The organism is Lacticaseibacillus casei DSM 20011 = JCM 1134 = ATCC 393 (assembly GCF_000829055.1).
Lineage (GTDB): Bacteria > Bacillota > Bacilli > Lactobacillales > Lactobacillaceae > Lacticaseibacillus > Lacticaseibacillus casei.
Genome location: NZ_AP012544.1, coordinates 2,163,427 through 2,183,908 on the forward strand (window position 1 = coordinate 2,163,427; position 20,482 = coordinate 2,183,908).

Sequence of the window (20,482 nt, forward strand, 5' to 3'; positions counted from 1 at the left end):
AGCACCATCATCCAAACAACGATGGGAATCGCTTCGTAATCGCCGTCTCTGCTGCCGTGATGACGAACGCAAGCGGCTGAGTGGCATCAACCGTGACAATTCGCGTTGGATTATCCGCCACCAACTTCATATAAGCCGAATGAACGCGTTCGTGAAAGGCTAGGCTTTCCTGATCGAGTCGGTCATATTGGCGCTCATGTTGATGGGCCGCAATCCGATCCAAACCGATCTGCACCGGCACGTCTAAGTAAATCGTTAAATCCGGCTCAAGCCCGGCTGTTGCAAACTGATTCATTTGCAAAACCGCCTGTGTACCGATTTGCCGACCACCGCCTTGATAGGCAACGGAGCTATCGACAAACCGGTCACAGATAACAATATCACCTTGTGCAAGCGCCGGTTTGATCACCTCGACCAAATGCTGTCGTCTAGAAGCCGCATAGAGTAATGCTTCGGTACGCGCATCCATCTCTGTATTAGCTGGATCAAGGATCACGTCACGAATCTTTTCGGAAATCTTGGCGCCTCCGGGTTCTCTGGTGAGATGCAAAGCGGCCTGTGATTGCGACTTAAGCCTTGGAATTAATGCTTGCAAGACACTGGTTTTTCCTGCACCATCCGGGCCTTCAAATGTGATAAACGTCCCTGTCACGATATGCTGCTCCTTTTTTAGAATTAAGTCTATTTTACTTGATATGTTTCACAATTAAAAATTTATCTGCGCCGGTGAACATTCAAAACGCCCCAACGATGATACTGAAAAAAGAAAAACGGCCATGGTCGATCTTATCGTGCGATCATCACCATTTGCCGTCAATCGAAAAGCTATATTCAGTGAATCAGAATCATCTTATGGTCTATTTAACATGGTACGCGGTCCATAACTAAGTCGGCGCTTTTACAAATCCCTAAACTCCGCAATCTGCTCGGCAGCGACCTTAGCAACAACCTCACCTTTGATCTTACGAGTGCGCGCCTCGCGGTAGAGAAAATCAAACAAGGCAGCTTCAAGCGCCACCTGTGATTTCGTCTCTTCGTCGACTTCGCGGAAAGTCGCAACAAGTTTGCGCTGAGCTGCCATCTGGTCACGAACTCGGTAAACAAGCATCATGAGTTCTTCGTCTTTTTCCTCTTTGACCTTGATCCGCTTGCGTCCAAACATTACAGTTCAGTCCTTCCTTCAACGGCCTTCATTAACGTCATTTGATCGGCATATTCAATGTCACTGCCGACTGCCAGCCCGTGGGCAAGCCGGGTCACCTTGATGCCGGCCGGTTTGATGAGTCGCGCAAGGTATTGCGCGGTGGCTTCCCCTTCAGGCGTTGCGTTCGTCGCAATAATCACTTCTTTGACAGCCGTGTTCGTCTTCAAGCGCTTCAACAGACTTTCAATGTTCAGGTCTTCCGGTCCCCGGCCTTCAATCGGCGAAAGCACCCCATGAAGAACGTGGTAGAGGCCGTGATAATCCTGAGCCCGATCAATGCTCATCACATCTTTAGGCTGCTCAACGACCAGAATCGTACTTTGATCGCGGCTTTTATCCCGACAGATCGAACAAGGATCTTCATCGGTAATATTGCCGCAAATCGAGCAATAATGCAGGTCTTCTTTAGCTGCCACCAGACTTTTGGCAAAAGCCGTCACATCATCCTTGTCCATATCAATCGTGTAAAAAGCCAGTCGGGTGGCTGTCTTCGCTCCGATGCCGGGCAAACGCATGTAACTGTCAATCAATTTACTGATTGGTTCCGGATATTGCATAGTCATCCCTCTTGCTGAAAACGTTCAAAACATTATGTGGCTGCAGTCGTCATCCTACCAAGTTGGATAGACTGGCGCGGCACGCTACATCGGCAAGCCGCGGGTATATTTACCTAACTTGTCCTGAGTTTGCTTATCAATTTCACTCATCGCATGATTAACTGCCTCGAGGATCAAATCCTGCAACATATCAGGATCGTCAGGATCAATGGCTTCCGGCTTGATCTGAATATCTTTCATAACCTTTTCACCGGTGAATTTAACGATGACCATATCAGACGCTGACTTGCCCTCGAATTCCGTTGCATAAAGTTCCTTCTGTGCCGCCTGCATTTCCTTTTGCATCTTTTGCATTTGGCGCATCATACCTTGCATATTGCCCATTCCACGCATATTTGATCATCCTTTTCTAATCGTTTTTAATCGTCACATTAGGCGCATCTTTGCCAAAAAGTTCAGTCATCTTGTTAACAACCGGTGGCGTTTTTGGCTTGGTGTCGGCGCTTTTTCCTTTTGCCGCCGGTGCTTTAAGTTCCTGAATATAATCCTTACGAATCGTTGGCCAGACATCGCTTTGAACCAGCACGATCTTAGGCTGCTTGCCGGTCAGCTTCTGTAAGCCGTTTTCCAACTCGGTCATCAATGCGGCATCATTCATGGCGCGTTCAACCAAAATATCGTAATCAAAGCTGACAATCACGCCGTCAGGACTGGCGGCGACCGGCTCGCTGACTTTCATCATGGCGCGTTTGGTGATGCTCAACATCCCCAGTAAATCCGGCCAGACGTCCTTCAGATTAGTCAGATCCTGCTTCGTAGCCGCACCAAGAATCGGATAAATGGCCTTGCGGTTGACATGGCTGGCTTTGGCCTTCACATGCTTCCGCGTTCGGGTTGGCGGTGGTACTGTGCCGCCATTTGCCTCAACCCGTTTGAGTTGATCACTCAACTGTTTGACCTTAGCCGAAAGCTGGTCCAGTTTCGGCGAGTCGGCCGGCTCCGCAGCCACGGGGGCAGCAGCAGGCGCGGCGGTTTCACTTAGCCGAACTGTGGCCACTTCCAGATAAATTTCCGGATGATTGGTCATTCGTAGCTGTTGCTGCGTATTGTTCAACACATCAATCATGTGATAAATCTGCGCCGGCTTGAAATTTTCACTTAAAATTTTGAACTGATCGTCTAGCAGACTCTTTTCCAAGTCTCCTAGTAAGGATGGTGCCTGTTGATTGACCAGCAAGTCGCGTAAATATTCGATCAAGTCTTCAATGAGTCGGCCAGCATCTTTACCGGCCGCCAGCAAATCCTCGATCATTTTCAACGCCTGGGCATGATCTTTGGCGAGCACTGCTGCCAGATACTTGCCGAGAACCGCGGTTGTCACGCCACCGGTGACATCCAAGGCATCCTCGGTGGTGACATGATTATCGCCAAAACTCAGTACCTGATCCAAAATGGACAAGGCATCGCGCATCCCGCCTTCAGCCGCCTTGGCGATGACCTTGAGCGCGGCGTCATCATAGGTGATTTTTTTGTCATCCAGGATGAAGCGCATCCGTTTGACAATGTCTTCCGGCGTAATGCGGCGAAAATCAAAGCGTTGTGTTCGGGAAATAATCGTTGCCGGAATTTTATGCGGTTCGGTGGTCGCCAGAATGAAGACCACGTGTGCCGGTGGTTCCTCTAACGTTTTCAGCAAAGCATTGAAGGCACCGCTTGAAAGCATGTGCACTTCATCAATGATATAAACCTTAACGCGCGCACGGGTCGGCGCATACTTCGCTTTGTCCCGAATATCACGGATTTCATCGACCCCGTTATTAGAGGCCGCATCGATTTCAATCACATCAGTCAGACTGCCATCATTAATCGCCTGACAGATTTCACAGGTATTATCCGGCTCGCCATCTTTCAGGTTCAGACAGTTCAATGCCTTCGCCAAGATCTTGGCAACGGACGTTTTCCCAGTGCCGCGCGGGCCGGTAAAAAGATAGGCGTGACTTGTCTGTCCGGTGATCAACGCATTCTTCAGCGTCTTGGTAATCGCATCTTGGCCAATGACATGTTTAAACTGTTGCGGGCGCCAGACCCGATACAACGCTTGATAACTCACCTTAACGCCCCTTTCAACCTGTTGCAGATGCCACAGGTTCACTTAAACGATTTGTTGACTATTGACGTCTACCCTCATCGTGACAGACGTCAAAATCTCATTTTAGTTTACCATAGCTCGGAACAAATTTGCCTGACATGATGACAACAAAAACGGCCGCTTCGTGATGAAAGCGACCGGTCAATTTCTCAATAACAAAAGGCACATGACGAGCTTACCTTAGTGCTGCTTCCTTCCGGACCTGACACAATTTGGAAAGTCACCATTGCCTTAAGGCCTTGCGGCAAAAACCATTATACCTGATTTTCACGCGTTTGACCAGCCTGTTTAGCGGCTTTTCGTTTTGCGCGAATGGTTCGGAAAAAACTTTGCAGCAGTTCGGCGCTGGCCGCGGCTTTAATCCCGCCAACGACCGCAACTTGATGGTTAAACCGCGAATCTTCCAGCAGGTTGTAAAAAGTGCCGGCAACACCTGCCTTAGGATCGGTTGCGCCAAAATAGCACGTGGCAATCCGGGCATTGATCATCGCGCCGGCACACATGGGACAAGGCTCCAGTGTGACAAATAATTGGCAATCTTCCAGGCGCCAGGTGCCAAGTTTGCGACAGGCTGCCTGAATGGCGATGATCTCGGCGTGTTGCGTGGCATCTTGAGAAGTCTCGCGCAGGTTGTGACCCCGGCCGACAATCTGGCCTTCGTGAACAACCACAGCGCCAATCGGCACCTCGCCAATCGCAGCGGCTTTTCTGGCCTCGGCTAGTGCGGCCTCCATATATTGGTTGATGTTTGATTCTTCGATCGCTGTCACGCGAAACCTGCCTCCGTTTTTATCGAAGGCTCAAGCGCCGTGCCAAACTCCACGATTTCCGGCCAGCTGGGGCTGGAACGTGGTGGGCACGACTTTGAGCCTCAGCAAAACCGGCTGAGTCTCAAAGCTCGGCCTTGTTGTAGGCGGGGCAAAAACCGCCCCACCAACAACAATTTCACCACTGAGCCCCAGCTGGCCTCCAATCGTTCCGCTTTGGCACTATGTTCTTATTCCAAAGTCCAAAACTAACTGTTAAATCGAAAAGCGATCGCATATTCCAAAATATAAGTTGGAAACACGATCGTCTTCATTTCTTATTTTCTGATATACAATCCTAATTTGGCTACAACAACTGCCGGTTAGGCCAACTATCGATTCAAAGCGCTCTTCAACCGATCAAGCGCGGCCATGCCTTGTTCGCGTGCCGACCCGGCGTATTCGCTGGCGCTGTCTTTGAGGCTGCGTAGCTTGTCGCTGACCCGGAGCAGACTGGCAACGTCTTCGTCACTCAGTTTATCCAGAATGCCCTGAACCCGATCGCTGTCACCGAAAATCTTCTTCACAAAGCCTTCAACCTGCTTGCGTTGTTGCCTGCGTTCAAAATATTCCGTCAGATTTTTGGCACAAACAAACGCACCGGTTGCAAGGACAGCCGCCGCAATGGCACCTGCTGCTAAGTACTTCGATTTTGTCATCTAAATCTGCTCCTTTCTATCCTTACTACGAGTTTACCACGTCAAGTATTGAAACTGTTATTGACTCGCCTTGAGAATGTAATAACCATGCTCTTTTTTAATGACTTCCGCCGTTTTATAAGTCGCTTTCATTAGCTTCAAGGCTGATGGCGTACCTTGTTTCTTTTGGATCACCGCATATAACTGGCCACCAGGCAATAAATGCTCGGCTGCTCCGGCGAGAATCCCGGAAACAATTGCCTTACCGGCTCGAATCGGCGGATTGGTCACGATGACGCCGAACTGTCCGTCAATTTGGTCGTACATCGAACTTTCAACGATGCTCACATTGGTAATCCCATTATCGGCAGCATTTTTCTTGGCTAACGCAAGCGCCCGTTCATTCACATCGCTCATGGTAATCTGCCGCTCAGGAAAATATTTGGCCAAGGCAAGTCCGATCGGTCCGTAACCCGTTCCCACGTCCAGAATCGGCCCGTCAGGCAGAGATGCCGCTAAAACGCTAGCAATCAAAACCCGACTGCCAAAATCAACGGTGTGTTTTGAAAAAACGCCATTATCGGTCGTCAAGTGCAAAACGTGACCGCCGAGCTCAAAATCAAAGCTGTGTTCATCATGGGCTAAATCAGGATCGTTCGTATAATAATGCTGCATCGATAAGCCGCCTTCCTATTTGCCTGGCACTACCAGTATTTTACACGTTAATGGCGCTTTTTCGCACCTTTATTCGTATCATTCGGCTACTTATCAATCCCCTGACCAAGACGGCTGACCCAAGCCAATCGTTTTGGCCACCAACTGTCAGAAGTCGTCAAGGTCACCTTTTGGCTCACCACCATCATGATTTGCAACAGTGTAAAGAGTAATGACGTCCGCTTGCGATAAGCAACGTACTTTGGTACCCATTCCGTTACATATTTGTTTTTATAGGAGCGCAACCCTTGGAACCCGTAAAACCGATAGCCATACTCGTACACCAAATGGGCAATCTTTTCTTCGACAAAGGAATAATTCGATGTCCCGACGTTTGCCAGCGGGGCCATCCCCATATTGAAGTACTTGTAGCCGCGTTCCTTTGCCAATCGGAACAGATTGATAAAGACCTCGTCCATAATGCCAGACGGTGCATCGGTACTTGACCGCATCAAATCAATACTCGTGACTTCATGATTACCACTTGGCATATCTGACGCAAATGCCACAATTTTGCCTTCCGGGCTATGCACCACTGCAATTGGAGCCTCATTCAGATAATGCTCGTCAAAAAATCCCAGACTAAAGCCTTTCTCACTGCGCCCGTCTAACCAAGAGTCAGACACGGCCTTTAATTCGTGCATTAACGTGTCATCAAACGGTGGCTTAAGCAGCTCAACAGTATAGCCTTCACGCTCAAACTTATGCATCAAGGCCCGTTCACCTTTGCGCTTTGTGCCGGCCAGCGTGAAGGTTGTCACATCGACATAGCCTTCCTCGCCAAACTTCATAAAATCAAACCCGAACTCATGCAGCTTCATCGTCAGGTTTTCATTGATTTCATAGAACACCAGCGACATATCCTGCTTATCGGCTTCTTTCATGAAATCGCCGATCGCAGCGGCCATCTGGGTCTCATCCCCAATCGGTTCGCCCATGATAATCAGCTTGTCCGCCTTTTTCTTAAACTGGAAGAAAACCCGATCTTCACCATCGACTTGATAAAACCGCAATGATTTGTCGCGCATCAAGGCCAGGTGACTAACCTCATTGCCGCCGTATTTTTCAACCACTGCCTTCAACCGCTCCTCGTCATAAGGATCAGCCAAATCTTTGGTCGGCGCCGATAGATATCGAAAGATCAAATAAACCGTCAACGCTGCCAGCATGACACCAATCAGGGTTGTAAAGAACATGCGCTCTGATGGGAAAAGGAACACATCCGGCACCCGGCGATGATGAATTGCCGGCGCATTGTAAAACGCGGCAAACGCATAAAAGATAAACGTCATACCAAACACTGCGCCGTCGATCAACTTGTTGCCCCACGATAAGGCGAGTCGCTCGCGGGTCAGCTCACGACGCGTCAGTATCAACGCCAAGACAACGAGCACCAGGAAAATAATGAACCGCAGATGATTATCTTCACGCAAGGAGGCTACCATCGCAACGATCAAAACGATCACGGTTGGCCAATAAGCCCGCTTCACCCGGCTGGCAATGCCGCGTCCGAACCCAAGAATCAAAAAGGCGACAACCACATTGGTAACCCGATCCAAAAACAGGAAGGTATATGGATAAAGCCGTTGATAAAGCGTGTTACTGAAAGCAAGATCCGGCGCAACCCCGCGCAATAGCAACATAATCCCCGAAAAGTACAGGAAGACGACCAGAAAACCAAAGGCTGCCTTTCGAATCAGCTGAACCGGCAAACCTTCAAGATAAGCATTCAGTCGTTTCCCTGCATCCTGCGCGAACAAACCAGCGCCGATCAGAAAGGGAATCACATAATAAAACAACCGATAAAACAGCAGCCAAACAACCGCAACATTACTATCGAGTCCCATTTGACCAAGCTCGACAATCATCAGGACATCAAACGAACCCAAGCCGCCGGGTACCATCGAAACGACCCCGATAACATTAGCCACCATGAACAATGGCAAAATCGACAGCAACGGCACATGCACTTCAAGAAAGTACCCGATCAACAAGAAGAATGCAGCACAACTGCCCCACTCAAGGAACGAGCCCAAGGTCAAGCGCAGTTGCCGCTTCAACGGCATATCCGCAAAAAATTCGCTATTTCGTAAATGGGTGACCAACATCAACAACGGAAAATAAGCGGCACCGCCAACCAGCCAAATCCAGTAATTCGAGAATTCCTGACCAATCCCGAACACGAAAATAACCACGATGCCAATCATCGACCACAATGACAGTCCCGCCAACAAAAACAATGCTATTTTCGAAATGGCAAATAGAACCTGCTTTTGGGTCGCCTTTTCGTGGTAGAAATTGGCGCGCAAGCTAGCACCCAACAAGCCGCCAAAACCGGCAATATTGGTAAAAGTATTGACGATCCAGCCGGACTTCACAACATACCTGCGTTTATAATGGCCCGGCAGCAGTTCCGTGATTACAAAATCATAAATCAGCATTGGTGTGACGGCGATTAAGCCCACCACCAACAAAATCAGTAACGAAACCGGACTTTGGGTTGCCAGGCTGGCTCGCATTTGCTCGCCACTGAGATCCTGACTGATCCGTCCGACTTGAACAATCACAAACACCAGGACTGCCAACACAAATAGCACCTTTAGCGTTGTGAGATGTTTTTTTAAAAACGTTCCGACTTCTCGAAAGAGTCTCTTCATTTTTTCTGCGTCCTCCGTGCCTGTATTCTCATTCATTATAGGGAAAACCCGCCTCGGCCGCACCCATTCTGACTTTTTTGTAAGACGGTGTAAGGTTGCGCTGACATCTGAAAGCACGCCAAAAATTTTTGAATAAAAACGCTTGACCTGAAACGCGTTACACAAATTACACTGTGTTTGCAGTTAGGAAATAACAAACATGTGTGATCACCATTAAGAAATCAATTGTTACATCAGTTGTTTTCGCGACTGTTCCACCGATACAAATCACACTTGTTAATGAAGGTCCCTGAACGTTTCACTAAAGGAGGATGCACCATGTTAATGCAAGCACACTTTTACCCAGAACTTTCCGTTTATCAAGACACACAAATCGGTGCTTTGAAAGGTATTGCACTGAAACTAACCAATGATTATGATTTTGACTATCAAGAAGTATTGAGTTCGTTGCTGGCCAGTGCCGCGGAGCCGACGCAAACGATGGGCGATCAAGTGGTACTGACGTATGGTCATGTCAGCAAGTTGACTGAACCGATTGTCATCGGCTTTGACTTTGGCAAGTCCTTACCATGGGCCGGTAACCATCAGATCAGCGGTGCTGTGGTCTTGCTCGTCCCAGTGGCAACCGATGATGTTACGATCCACGAGTGGCTGGCAACCATTGCAGCAGCTAATGATCCCGATCAAAGCCTAGAAAGCATGACCCAAAGTGCGACTACCGCGATTGCCTAAAATGTGTGCATTACCATAGGCCGACATGCCGGGTGGCGTTATCCACCACGCGCATGCCGGCTTTTGCCTGTTACAAAAACAGGCTCTGTTATACTGAATGGGGAGATGATAATGTGGCAAATATTCACGATATTGCGCGGCTTTCAGGCTATTCAACGGCAACGGTTTCCCGTGTCTTGAATCTCCATCCCTACGTCTCGGCTTCGGCACGCGCTAAAATCCAAGCCGTCATTGATCAGCTAGACTATGTGCCCAGCACCATGGCGCAAAACCTAAGCGCTGGCAAAACGCGCACAATCGGCGTTATTCTGCCGCACACCGACCATCCTTATTTCCAACAATTGGTCACAGGCATACTCAATGCCGCCATGGCTGGCAACTATCATGCCGTTATTTTGCCTTCGCGTTACGACCAGAAGCTCGAAGAAACCTATCTGGAAGCCTTACGCCGCCATGCTTTTGATGGACTTATTTTCACCTCCCATGGGCTCAGTTTGACAACGATTGCCGCTTACCAAAAATATGGTCCTATTGTCGTTTGTGAAAATCCCGGCCGTGTCAAATTGGCAGCTGCATACGCCGAGCGGACGCCCGCTTATCGAAAAGCGTTTAGATGGATGCAAGCGCAAGGTTATCTCAAAATTGCTTTGCTGCTAAGCCGTCCGTACGCGCAAAGTGCTACCAGTAAACTGACCATCAACAGCTACGTAGACGTTTTCGGGCAACGTCCCCCACATTCGCTGGTCGTTTATCAAATGCGGACCTTTCAGGATGGCTATCACGCCGGCGCTGAATTGGCGCCGCAGCATCCCGATTTTATTCTCGGCAATGGGGATGATATTGCCGCCGGCGTACGCCAATATTTTGTTGATCATCACCTTCCTGTTCCACCATTAATGGGTCAGGAAAATCAGCTCTCCAGCCATCTGCTGAACATGAGTACCATTGATCATCATGTCACAGCAATCGGTGCAGCGGCTCTAAAGCTGGCATTACGCGCAGAAGTCGCGCAAACGGTGATTCAGTCGGATTTAATTCTTCGAGATTAACCTTAACTCGTCAGCGCTCATCAGCATATAAAACAATTCAAAAACGGCACGCAATGACAGGGACCACCCTGATTGCGTGCCGCTTTTGTTGAAAATGGAACCACGAACCTGAACTTCGTGACGATCAGTTAATATCGAGAATCACTGAGCTCAGTGCCCGTCGTTAATGTTCTTTACGCCGACGATTAACCCCAAGAAACCCGACGATGCTTGTGATGAAAGCGCCGAGGAATGCCAACCCGGCTGTCTGAGTGACTTCAGCCGTTTTCGGCAAGGTGTCTTTCTTGGATGCTTGCTGATTTGTACCGTGTGAGGAAGTGCCACCACCTTGACCAGTTGATGTCGGTGGTTGCGGTGTCGTGTCATCTTTCCCAGCCGTTCCTAGTGGTTGCGTCCCGTCGCCGATTGGTGTCGATGGTTGTTGTTTTGTGTCAGATGGCGTGCCACCGCCATCACCTGGCGTTTGGCCCTTTCCGGTTCCTGGATTCGGCGTTTCGCCACCACCATTATTCGAATCGTTACCGGTGCCATCGTTAGTTGCGCCACCGTTGTTCGAATCGCCGTGGGTATCACCGCCACTTGAACCACCATTATTGGAGCTACTGCCGCTGCCTCCGTTAGTTGTGCCACCGTTATTCGAATTGCTACCGTTGTCACCAGCTTGTTTAGCAGCCTCAACCGCCGCAGCAATTTTGGTCTTTAAGCCAAACAAGCCTTGTAACTGAGCAATCTTCTGTGTGTCAGTGGTTGCTGTCGTCCCAGCTTTCAACGCGGAATCAATCTCTGCGTACCAAGTCAGACCAGTGGTAGTGTCCTTAGTATCGCCAACCGATGCCGGGGTGCCGTCTTTAACTGTTTTCGCCAATTGCGTCAGGGCCGCATCCAACATCTTATTGAAGTTGGCATCAAGTTGGTCGGCGGTGCTCGTGCCGGCCTTGGTTTCTGCAGTCAACGCGTCTAACTCGGCATTGAATGTCATTCCGGTTGCTGAATTTGTCTGACCACTAAACGTTGTTCCTAGAACATCTTTAGCCGACTGCAGTTTATTAAGCAGTGCGTCTTGCTGATCGGCTGGCAGTTTAAGCACCAGATGGTTGAGTGCCGTCGTTAACTGATTATTAGCAGCGGTCAATGAATCGACCGTTGCATCACTTTGATCCAGTGCCGCTTGTGCCGTCGTAACTGCGGAATTCAGCGCTGTAAGCGAAGCGTCGAGATACTTGCCGGTTGCGGCTGTTGTCTTTGCCTTGGCGATCAAATCCTGCAAGGCCGTTTTCGCCTGCTGTAACTGAGCCGGATCATCCGTCTTGATATTTTTAACAACATAGTCTACCGCCGGCGATTCATTGCCATACAAGTCAACGGCCTTAAACTTAAAGGTGCCATTAGCCGTCGCATTTAGACCATTTGCCGGAAGATCCTGATACGTCTTGCCGTCATCCGCACTGTATTGAACGGTTTCACCAGTTGCTGCGGCTTTGGCGGTCAACGTCACCTGCTTAGCCGGATCGGTCGTACTTGGCGTGACAGTTGGTTCAGCTAAGGTTTTCTTTGGTTCGTAATACACCGTCAGCTTCTTGGTGGTGACATTCTTGCCACTGTCAGTAACCGCAACGGTTAAAACATTTTTACCTTCGAGCAGTTTCACAGTCTGATCAATTGCCATATGTCCCGGTTTACCGCTGTTCATATCGACATCGGCGTACTGACTGGCAACATTGCTGCCGTTGATCGCAAGTTCCAGGTAATTCACATTGTCAGTCGCTGTTCCGGTAATCCCGAAATTAGGATCATTCGTGTAAACCGGTTTGTCGGTTGGCTGATCCAAGGACAACGTTGGTGCGATCGCGTCCAAAGTGAACGTTAAAGCCTCTTGGAAAGTCTTGTTTTGGGTCGTATCGCCGACAACAACGCCAAACGGTTTTTGTCCCGCGGTGCCTAAGTTCAGCGTGAAACTGAAGGTCAGATCATTCATAATCGGTACTTGCTTCTCATCAACCTGCAGTGTCGTGGTTGGATGCTTGACTTTACCGGTGATGGTCGCGATCCCGGTCTTCGCATCATAGTATTTGACCTGCTTAATGTTCGACAGATCGTTCGCCCCGAAGTGAACACCTTCATCGAAGGTCACTGCGTCCTTTAGCACGTCAGGGTCATAGGTCGAATTTACCTTTTGCTCTTTAACCGTGGTGTTGCCATCTTCATCTTCAGCTGTCACTTTCAGCGTGTTGTCACCATAGTTGACCGGCACGTCGACACTGAACTGATGCTTGTTATCCAACGTTACCGGTGTTTTGGTGCTGCCGTTCGTGATCGTGACTTGCTTCGCATCCGCACTGGCGGTTCCGGTGACTTTAACCGTGCTTTCAGAGGTCTGGTCTTGGTTATTGTTGATCTTCAAGTCGCGGAAAGTCGGAGCGGTCAGGCGAACATCGGTGTCAAAATGCTTTAGCAACTGTGTGTGCGCCTTGTCGGCATACAGATCAACCTTGGTGACATAATCATCCGCCGTCAATGCCATAGAGGCGGTGAAGCTATTAGTTGCAGCATCATACGAGGTCGTCAGGTCATGCTTTTTGCCTTGTGCATCGGTGTAGGTGCCATAAACCGGCGCAGGATACGTGCCACTAAAGGTATACTTACCGCCTTGCTTGCCCGCTTCATAGTTCTCGGTTGTGCTTGAAATCTTATCCGGTAACCCACCGCCATTGACAATCAGACTGAAGGTCGTTGATCCCGGTTTCTGAACCGCGGCCGATTGATACGTCGGGTTCGATGCGTTATCAGTGAGGTAAACTTCAACCTGATTATCACCTTCGCCTAAAGCCTGCGCCTGTTTATCCGTCAAAGGCACTTCGAGTTGTGTGTAACCGTCAGCAGTTGTGCCGGTCGTTGTGAACGTCCCGTCCAGATTGGTGACGTCATTAATGGATGTTTTGATATCCTTTGCTGCATCCAATCCACTGAGCTCATCCTTGGCTTCGACTTTAAGATAGTACGCCGTTTTCCCGTTTTCATTTTTGGAGGTTAACGACAGGTTGCGAACATCCGGCGCTTTGGAGTCAAGCTTGAACGGCACATCGTAAGTCTGCCGCTTGTTGCCGCCTTCAGGAACACCTGAAAGTCGATACGTGTAGCTTCCATCTTGAGCAGTCTTAATGTTGCCATCACGCTGATCGTAGTAAGTGCCATCCCAAGTCGGCGCCTGATAATAAATGTACATACCAGCATTCGCATCATAATAAGTCTTCGTCTGATTGGTCGAGCTGCTAAGCATTGTCAGCTTATTGCCTTGCCCATCTAACACGTCAACCTGAACATTGCTGATGTTGCGCAGTAGATAATACTGCATGCTAATTCCGTTATAAATAGCATCCTTGCTACTGGAGATAGCGATGGCCTTCTCATCAATCGTCGGGTTACCACTGGCATCGTTCACCAAACCGCCAATAAACTGATTCTTTGTTTTGCGACTGGTAATGACAGGCACGGTCCCGTAGTTACCACTGGCAGGCGCATAAGTCTGGCCGTTAATGCTATCGACAATCTTGCCGTCATTCCAATCACCAAAGAAGCCCATATATGGCAGATTCAATCGTGAACCGTCACTGCCTTTGAAATTCAGGAAACCTTCGACAAATTGCTGTTGGTCAAAAGATTTAGGCAACGATAACGTGAAGCCCACCTGAACTGACTGGCCTGCCGGTACCACGATTTCGCCATCTGGCTTAATCGCCGCACCATTGATCTTTTTATCATAAAGCACACCGGAATTTAGATCGGTCGCGGAAGTATAGACAGCATTGGTATCTTCGTTACTGTCCATTTGATAAGTCAGCTCATGCTTGGTGCGGTTAGTGAAGGTCAGCTTGAACGTCTTGTCGGTGCTGGTAAAATCTTTTAATTCAACTGCCGGATAGCCATTTTCGGAAACAACCGTCGACGGGTTCTTTTCCAGCGCATCGATGGCAGCCTTAACATCGACAAACCCTGCCCCTTGCCGCCGCGGCGAGACAATAACGTTGTTGTAATTGATGTCATTGACTGGCTGGGCGGTGTTCATTTCAATGGTTTTAAGGAAATCGGTCAAATCCGTACCTTTTAGCTTCTTGTAGTCAGCGTAGAACGGATTGTCCTTGTTATTGAGTGCTTGCTTCAACAAGGCTTGTGAGCCGGCGATGAACGGCGACGCCATCGAGGTGCCAGACAAGTTAGTGTAACCATTGTTATTTTGTGTGGACCAGATATTACCGCCTGGCGCCGTGATATCCGGCTTAAAGGCCAGATTGGAAACCGGACCATAAGACGTAAAATCTGACATCCGGTCGGCGTTGTATTTCTGGTTAGGTAACAAGGCCAACCCGATTTTGACACCCAATTCATCATTCGGGTGCGCCGTTACCCAATCAACCAGCTTCTGGCCGGTGACACTGGACAAACCAAATGTCGGGAAGGTCGCATCGAGTTTGATCGAGGTTAGCGCAGTAGCTGTCCCGTCATTATTGACAATGATCAAACCGGACGCGCCTGCTTCTTCGGCATACTTTTGCTTGTCGGTGAATGCAATGTCGCCGCGCTTGACAATGGCAATCTTTCCTTTGGCGTCGGCCGTGTAATCGCTGGCGCCGCCGATGCTGAGTTTACCAGTGGCATCTTTCACCACGTAGAACTTCTTCTTGTCAAAACTATCGATAAAATCGTTGCTTGAAAGTTGAATCGTCTCCGGCCCGAGTTTCAGCCCACTGCCGTCGGTAATTGTCGCGCTTTGACCGATCACGTCGGTATTCTCAGCCGACGCCACAGTGGTTGCGCCACGCGCCGTCCCGGGACTGCCCACTGTTTCGTTATCCTGCAAGCCATAATAATCTTTGTTGACGCCTTCGGTTGCCGAGCCGGATGTGCCGGAGTTCCCGGCAGAAATAACCGCTGCCGTGCCGGATTCATTGGCATTTTGGACCGCGGCAATTTCCGGATCTGCAAGCGTTTGGTTGCCGGAAACCGAACCAAGCGACATGTTCAGCACATCAGCTCCTAACTTGGCCGAATCTTCAATTGCCGAAACCAACGTCGATGATCCCGTCGTTGCGGAAGTGTCTGAATTGGTGAACACCTTCATCGCCAGCAATTGTGATTCCGGAGCGACGCCGACAACCGATTTGGTCGGGTCACTGCCGGTACCGTTTGCGCCGATGATCCCTGCCACATGCATCCCGTGTTGCTCGTCGACGGTATCATCGGTAATGGTGTCATTGTTATCCGCATAGTTAAACCCATACGGTACTTTGTCGGTAAAATACCGGCCATGCTTAGCGATTTTGGTAAATTGTTCGACATCCGCTCGCTTTAGCTTGGCCTTTTTGTCATCACTCAGCCGCATATCCTTGTGCGTCGGGTCAATGCCAGTATCGATGACTGAAACAACGGTTCCTTCACCTTTGTATTTGTAATTGGACCAAACTGCCTGGACATTCGCCATCGAATTGGCCTTGGCATCGGTCGGATAATAAACTTTGGCGAGTGTGACGGTTTTGACACCGGCAATTTGCTTCAACTGCGGAATGTCCGCCACTCTGACCTTCGTGGTAAAGCCATTGACCACATAGCCATAACTTTCCCCGGCTGCCTGGTGGGTCACCTGTTCGACCGCGGCTTTCACGCTTGCTTGCGCGGCAATGACCTTGTTCGTCTCTTGTTGAATCTCGGCGGTGCTGGAGTAATCCGTCTTCAAGGTGCCATTTTCAGATGCAGGTGCTGCACTCATCTGAACAATCACATCCACATAAGTATCCTGCTGTTGCACCTTGTTCAGCTTGTGATAATCAATGCCTTTTGCCGCTAACTGGGTTGCAATGGCCTGATTCGTGACGGCGCTTGTTGTATCGGTCGCCGTTTGTCCGGCCGCAACGGTCTTTGCAAGTGACTTTTCCTTGGTCTGTTGCGAGATAGCTGCCTTAGCCTGGACCTCGCCGACCGGTAAAACCGCCAGCGCGCCCAATGCAACAGTGCTGGCTAAGAGAATAGATAGCCCTTTCTTTTTCGTTTGCATCCAATACCCTCCAATTCCCGGTAGTTCCACAACCAATCAAAACCCTGCTCGATATAGTTAGGATTATATACGATTAAAAAAGACTTTCAACAATTTTCTTAATCTTAACTTAATTTTATTATCTGTAAATTTTCATCTATCTTTGTCACATCAAGGAATCAGAATTCATTTTTTCGATTCAAAAATTAGATTATGTGATTATGAGGAAATATATTGAGTTTTTTAATTTTAAACGTTAAAATGTAACCACGTTATGCCGTCAGCTTGTCATAGGGGGATCAATGAAATGAAAAATAAACTGCGCGTTCAAGGCTTGTTAGCCACGATGGCCGCATCACTCGTGCTACTAACCGGATGCCAAACCAAACAGGCGGATGATCCGACTGTTGCAACTTATTCAGGTGGCCAGGTTACCCAAGCGAGTTTATACAAAGAACTCAAACAATCACCCACAACCAAAACAGTTTTGGCTAATTTATTGATTTACCGCGCACTAGACCATGCATATGGCAAATCCGTCAGTGCCAAAGCCGTCAACACCACTTACGACAGCTATAAAAACCAATACGGTGAAAACTTCACCAGCTTCTTAACGCAAAACGGCTTCAGCAAAGCCACCTTTCGGCAAAGCATTCGTACCAACCTGTTAAGCGAAGTCGCACTTAAAAAGCTTAAGAAAGTCACCAACAGCCAACTTAAAGAAGCGTGGAAAACCTATCAACCCAAAGTCACCGTTCAACATATTTTGACCAGCGATGAAGCGACGGCCAAGCAAGTCATCAGCGATTTAGCAGCTGGTAAAGATTTCACAACATTAGCCAAAACATATTCAATTGATACCGCAACCAAAGACAACGGCGGGAAAGCCAGCTTTGAAGCCAGCAGCAAAAGTTTTGATTCGACCTTTAAAGATGCAGCATACAAGTTAAAAAATGGCGATTATACCCAGTCACCGGTCAAAGTAACCAACGGCTATGAGGTTATCAAGATGGTCAACCATCCGGCTAAAGGCTCTTTTGAAAGTAATAAAAAAGCGCTGACAGCTAGTGTTTACGCAAAATGGTCGCGCAATTCCAGCGTCATGCAACGGGTGATTAGTCAGGTGTTGAAAGACCAGCACGTGACGATCAAAGATAAAGATCTGTCAGACGCGCTGGATAGTTACAAGCAAAATGTCGCGAAGGATTAGTTTCATATGGATCCTGTCACCGCAGGGTTCTTTTGCGTTAAAACTTATGGTATCGATTCCATAAAACCAGTCGATTCACCATCGCCAAATTACAACCATCAAAAAAGCACCCCGCTCAACCACAGCCTTAACGACTGTACTGAGCGAGGTGCCTTTTCGAAAATGAAGCTTAATTATTTCAAAGTTATCGTTGCGCCAACTTCTTCAAGCTGTTCCTTGATCTTGTTAGCGTCGTCTTCGGACAAGCCTTCCTTGATAACCTTAGGAGCGGCGTCAACCAGACCCTTGGCATCCTTCAGACCTTGGCCTGTGATTTCACGAACAGCCTTGATAACCTTAACCTTTTCTTGGCCGGCTTCGGTCAATTCAACGTCATAGGTATCCTTGGTAGCTGCAGCGTCGCCACCAGCAGCGGCACCGGCAGCAACAGGAGCAGCTGCCTTAACACCGAATTCATCTTCGATTGACTTAACTAAGTCATTGAGTTCCAAAATGGAAGCATCTTTAAGTTGTGCAATGATGCCATCTACATCTAAAGCCATGTTTTGTTTCCTCCGTTTTTTAAATAGTTTGTAACGTCATATTATGCAGCAGGTTCTTCGTCTTTGGCTTCTGCAACTGCTTTAACAACAAGTGCAAAGTCGCGGACAGGTGCCTGCAAGACAGAAGCAAGTTGCGACAACAGACCTTCGCGATCTGGCATCTTGGCCATTTCCATAATGGTGTCCAAAGAAGCAACTTTATTTTCGATGATGCCGCCCTTGATCTGCAATGCATCAAATTGGTCAGCGTACTTGGCCATGATACGTGCCGGAGCAACAGGATCGTCATTGGAGAAGGCAACGGCTGTAGGGCCCTTGAAAACATCGTCCAATGCTTCGTAACCGTTGGCATCAGCGGCACGACGCAGGTAGGTGTTCTTCAGAACTTCCATCTTGACACCGGCCTCGCGCAGTTCCTTACGTAATGCGGTTACTTGCTCAACCGTTAAGCCCAGATAGTCAACAACGACAGCACTGGTAGCATTCTTGAATTGTTCAGAAATCGTCTTAACGAGTTCAGCTTTTTTTGCGATAGCTTGTTCACTCATGTTTTTCACCTCCATTAGTTTGGTTGAAGTTTTTAGCAATAAAAAAACTCCATGCCTACCAAGACATAGAGGTATCTTATGTTTCCGATACCACCTCGGCAGGATGATTAAGGCTTTTACGCCCCCTGAGTCTTAGGCAGAGTGACTAATCACAACGAGTAGAATACCATGGTAACCAAGGCATGTCAAAATTATTTGGTGTGTATTTTAAATCCGACTAAATTTTCAATTCTGTTTTTTCTGCAGTCGCGCCAATTGTATCCCTTTTTTGATTGCGTTATATTAGTTGGGTAACTATTTTTCTGAAAGGAAGTTGGCGATCTTGCCAAGTAAACTTAAAAGTCTCGAACCATGGCAGCAAAATCTGGCTGTCTTATGGCTTGGTACCTTCATCGCCGGCATGGGCTTCAGTGAGGTCTCGCCGTTTATCTCATTATATGTCGACCAACTCGGCAATTTTACGAAAGGCCAACTCAGTATTTATTCCGGGATTACCTTTGGGGTTACCTTCATGGTCGTTGCCATTGTCAGTCCGCTTTGGGGCCGATTGGCTGATCGCCGCGGCCGTAAGCTCATGTTATTGCGTTCCAGTTTTGGCATGGCAATTATCATTGGCGCCTGCGGATTCGTGCACAATGTCTACGCGTTAATCGCGCTGCGTTTTCTGCAAGGACTGGCGGCAGGCTATATTCCTAATGCCAGCGCGTTAATTGCGACCGAAACCCCGAAAGCCAAAAGCGGAACGGCGATTGGCATTCTCACAACCGGTTATGTTTCCGGTAATTTAATCGGTCCGATTCTCGGCGGTTTTCTCGCCCAGACATTCTCGATTCGGCTGACCTTCATCATCACCGGCGCGTTGCTGCTGATCGTGTTTGTTCTAAGTCTCACGATGGTTCACGAACACTATACGCCTGATCCGCGCCTGTTGAAAAAGGAAAAACGGCCGGGGCTGCTTACCCAAGTCAGCAACCCTAAAGCGATTATGGTGCTCCTCATCTCAACCGCGATCATTCAGCTGGGCAACATGTCGATCTACCCGATTATCAGTCTTTACGTCAAAGAGTTAATGCACAACGTCGGGCCAATCACAGTTGTCGCCGGCATTATCGCAGCACTGCCCGGGATCTCGAACTTAATGGCGGCCCCGCGTTTAGGTCAGTTAGGTGACCGGATCGGTTCCGGCAAAATTCTGGTCAGTGGCCTGATCTTTGCCGTCATCATGTACATCCCTCAAGGCATTGTCGGCAGCATCTGGGCACTAGGCTTTCTCCGGCTCATGATCGGCGTCTCGGATGGCGCACTTTTCCCAACCATCCAGACCCTGCTTTCCAAACTGACACCGGTGAGCTATACCGGAACGGTTTTCAGTTGGAATCAAAGCGCTCAGGCATTTGGTTCCATGGCCGGATCACTGGCTGGTGGTTTTATCTCCAATATTTTCGACTACAACGGCGTTTTCATTTTTACCGCTTTGTGCCTAGCGCTTGATCTTGTGATGGTCTGGACGTTCATTCCGCACATCTGGTCCAGCCGCCCGCAGCAGCAGGAATAATCGTCTGCTGTGATAAGTGGTAACAGAATATTTGTATTCAAAAAGGTTCCGCAGACGTTAAATTTGTCTGCGGAATCTTTTTGATGTCTGCGTACT

Annotated in this window: 16 protein-coding genes, 1 other RNA gene and 1 other annotated feature; of the genes, 4 read left to right on the forward strand and 13 right to left on the reverse strand. The window is 48.7% G+C overall.

The genetic code is table 11. The annotated features are described in order from the left end of the window. Positions 1-7: 7 nt before the first annotated feature. The 10 genes from tmk to mprF all read right to left on the reverse strand — a co-directional run bounded on the left by tmk (position 8) and on the right by mprF (position 8,725). Positions 8-652 (reverse strand): dTMP kinase, encoded by a 645-nt coding sequence (tmk, locus tag LBCZ_RS10475; protein ID WP_025012717.1) that lies wholly within the window; start codon positions 650-652, stop codon positions 8-10. 246 nt (positions 653-898) lie between these two features. Then, complete coding sequence (locus LBCZ_RS10480; protein WP_025012716.1) at positions 899-1,162, reverse strand: YaaL family protein; 264 nt, start codon at positions 1,160-1,162, stop codon at positions 899-901. Further along, complete coding sequence (recR, locus tag LBCZ_RS10485; RefSeq protein WP_010492034.1) at positions 1,162-1,761, reverse strand: recombination mediator RecR; 600 nt, start codon at positions 1,759-1,761, stop codon at positions 1,162-1,164. The genes LBCZ_RS10480 and recR overlap by 1 nt, the downstream gene beginning before the upstream one ends. Before the next feature lie 84 nt (positions 1,762-1,845). Further along, positions 1,846-2,154: a YbaB/EbfC family nucleoid-associated protein gene (locus LBCZ_RS10490; RefSeq protein ID WP_025012715.1), complete on the reverse strand. Its 309-nt coding sequence runs from the start codon at positions 2,152-2,154 to the stop codon at positions 1,846-1,848. A 16-nt stretch (positions 2,155-2,170) separates the two neighbouring features. Next, positions 2,171-3,871, reverse strand: a complete 1,701-nt coding sequence (gene dnaX / locus LBCZ_RS10495) for a DNA polymerase III subunit gamma/tau (RefSeq protein WP_025012714.1) — start codon at positions 3,869-3,871, stop codon at positions 2,171-2,173. A 190-nt stretch (positions 3,872-4,061) separates the two neighbouring features. Beyond that, positions 4,062-4,148: signal recognition particle sRNA small type (gene ffs, locus LBCZ_RS14445), an RNA gene on the reverse strand. Between the two features lie 16 nt (positions 4,149-4,164). Then, on the reverse strand, positions 4,165-4,671 hold the full coding sequence (tadA, locus tag LBCZ_RS10500) for a tRNA adenosine(34) deaminase TadA (protein ID WP_025012713.1): 507 nt from the start codon (positions 4,669-4,671) through the stop codon (positions 4,165-4,167). Between the two features lie 377 nt (positions 4,672-5,048). After that, a complete protein-coding gene (locus LBCZ_RS10505) occupies positions 5,049-5,375 on the reverse strand; it encodes a hypothetical protein (RefSeq protein WP_025012712.1) in 327 nt (108 codons plus the stop codon). A gap of 57 nt (positions 5,376-5,432) precedes the next feature. Then, positions 5,433-6,029 carry a class I SAM-dependent methyltransferase gene (locus LBCZ_RS10510; RefSeq protein ID WP_039639304.1) on the reverse strand — a complete coding sequence of 199 codons (597 nt, stop codon included), beginning with the start codon at positions 6,027-6,029 and terminating at the stop codon, positions 5,433-5,435. A gap of 86 nt (positions 6,030-6,115) precedes the next feature. Next, positions 6,116-8,725, reverse strand: coding sequence for a bifunctional lysylphosphatidylglycerol flippase/synthetase MprF (mprF, locus tag LBCZ_RS10515; RefSeq protein WP_039639307.1), 2,610 nt, complete (start codon positions 8,723-8,725; stop codon positions 6,116-6,118). 318 nt (positions 8,726-9,043) lie between these two features. On the opposite strand from mprF, the gene LBCZ_RS10520 reads away from it, so the two are divergent. After that, positions 9,044-9,457 carry a hypothetical protein gene (locus tag LBCZ_RS10520; RefSeq protein ID WP_025012711.1) on the forward strand — a complete coding sequence of 138 codons (414 nt, stop codon included), beginning with the start codon at positions 9,044-9,046 and terminating at the stop codon, positions 9,455-9,457. 113 nt (positions 9,458-9,570) lie between these two features. Then, on the forward strand, positions 9,571-10,506 hold the full coding sequence (locus tag LBCZ_RS10525; protein ID WP_025012710.1) for a LacI family DNA-binding transcriptional regulator: 936 nt from the start codon (positions 9,571-9,573) through the stop codon (positions 10,504-10,506). A gap of 163 nt (positions 10,507-10,669) precedes the next feature. Here LBCZ_RS10525 and LBCZ_RS10530 read toward each other — a convergent pair whose 3' ends face one another. Continuing rightward, positions 10,670-16,552 (reverse strand): S8 family serine peptidase, encoded by a 5,883-nt coding sequence (locus LBCZ_RS10530; protein ID WP_025012709.1) that lies wholly within the window; start codon positions 16,550-16,552, stop codon positions 10,670-10,672. A gap of 286 nt (positions 16,553-16,838) precedes the next feature. Here LBCZ_RS10530 and LBCZ_RS10535 point away from each other — a divergent pair, with 286 nt between their 5' ends. Next, positions 16,839-17,741 carry a peptidylprolyl isomerase PrsA gene (locus LBCZ_RS10535; protein ID WP_039639310.1) on the forward strand — a complete coding sequence of 301 codons (903 nt, stop codon included), beginning with the start codon at positions 16,839-16,841 and terminating at the stop codon, positions 17,739-17,741. A 173-nt stretch (positions 17,742-17,914) separates the two neighbouring features. On the opposite strand, the gene rplL is transcribed toward LBCZ_RS10535, so the two are convergent. Both rplL and rplJ read right to left on the reverse strand, forming a co-directional pair. After that, positions 17,915-18,283 (reverse strand): 50S ribosomal protein L7/L12, encoded by a 369-nt coding sequence (rplL, locus tag LBCZ_RS10540; RefSeq protein WP_025012707.1) that lies wholly within the window; start codon positions 18,281-18,283, stop codon positions 17,915-17,917. A 41-nt stretch (positions 18,284-18,324) separates the two neighbouring features. Further along, on the reverse strand, positions 18,325-18,831 hold the full coding sequence (gene rplJ, locus LBCZ_RS10545; protein WP_010492058.1) for a 50S ribosomal protein L10: 507 nt from the start codon (positions 18,829-18,831) through the stop codon (positions 18,325-18,327). A 31-nt stretch (positions 18,832-18,862) separates the two neighbouring features. After that, positions 18,863-18,986 (reverse strand) — a sequence feature (ribosomal protein L10 leader region). Positions 18,987-19,153: 167 nt separating this feature from the next. Here rplJ and LBCZ_RS10550 point away from each other — a divergent pair. Beyond that, positions 19,154-20,386 (forward strand): MFS transporter, encoded by a 1,233-nt coding sequence (locus LBCZ_RS10550; protein ID WP_025012706.1) that lies wholly within the window; start codon positions 19,154-19,156, stop codon positions 20,384-20,386. Positions 20,387-20,482 lie beyond the last annotated feature (96 nt).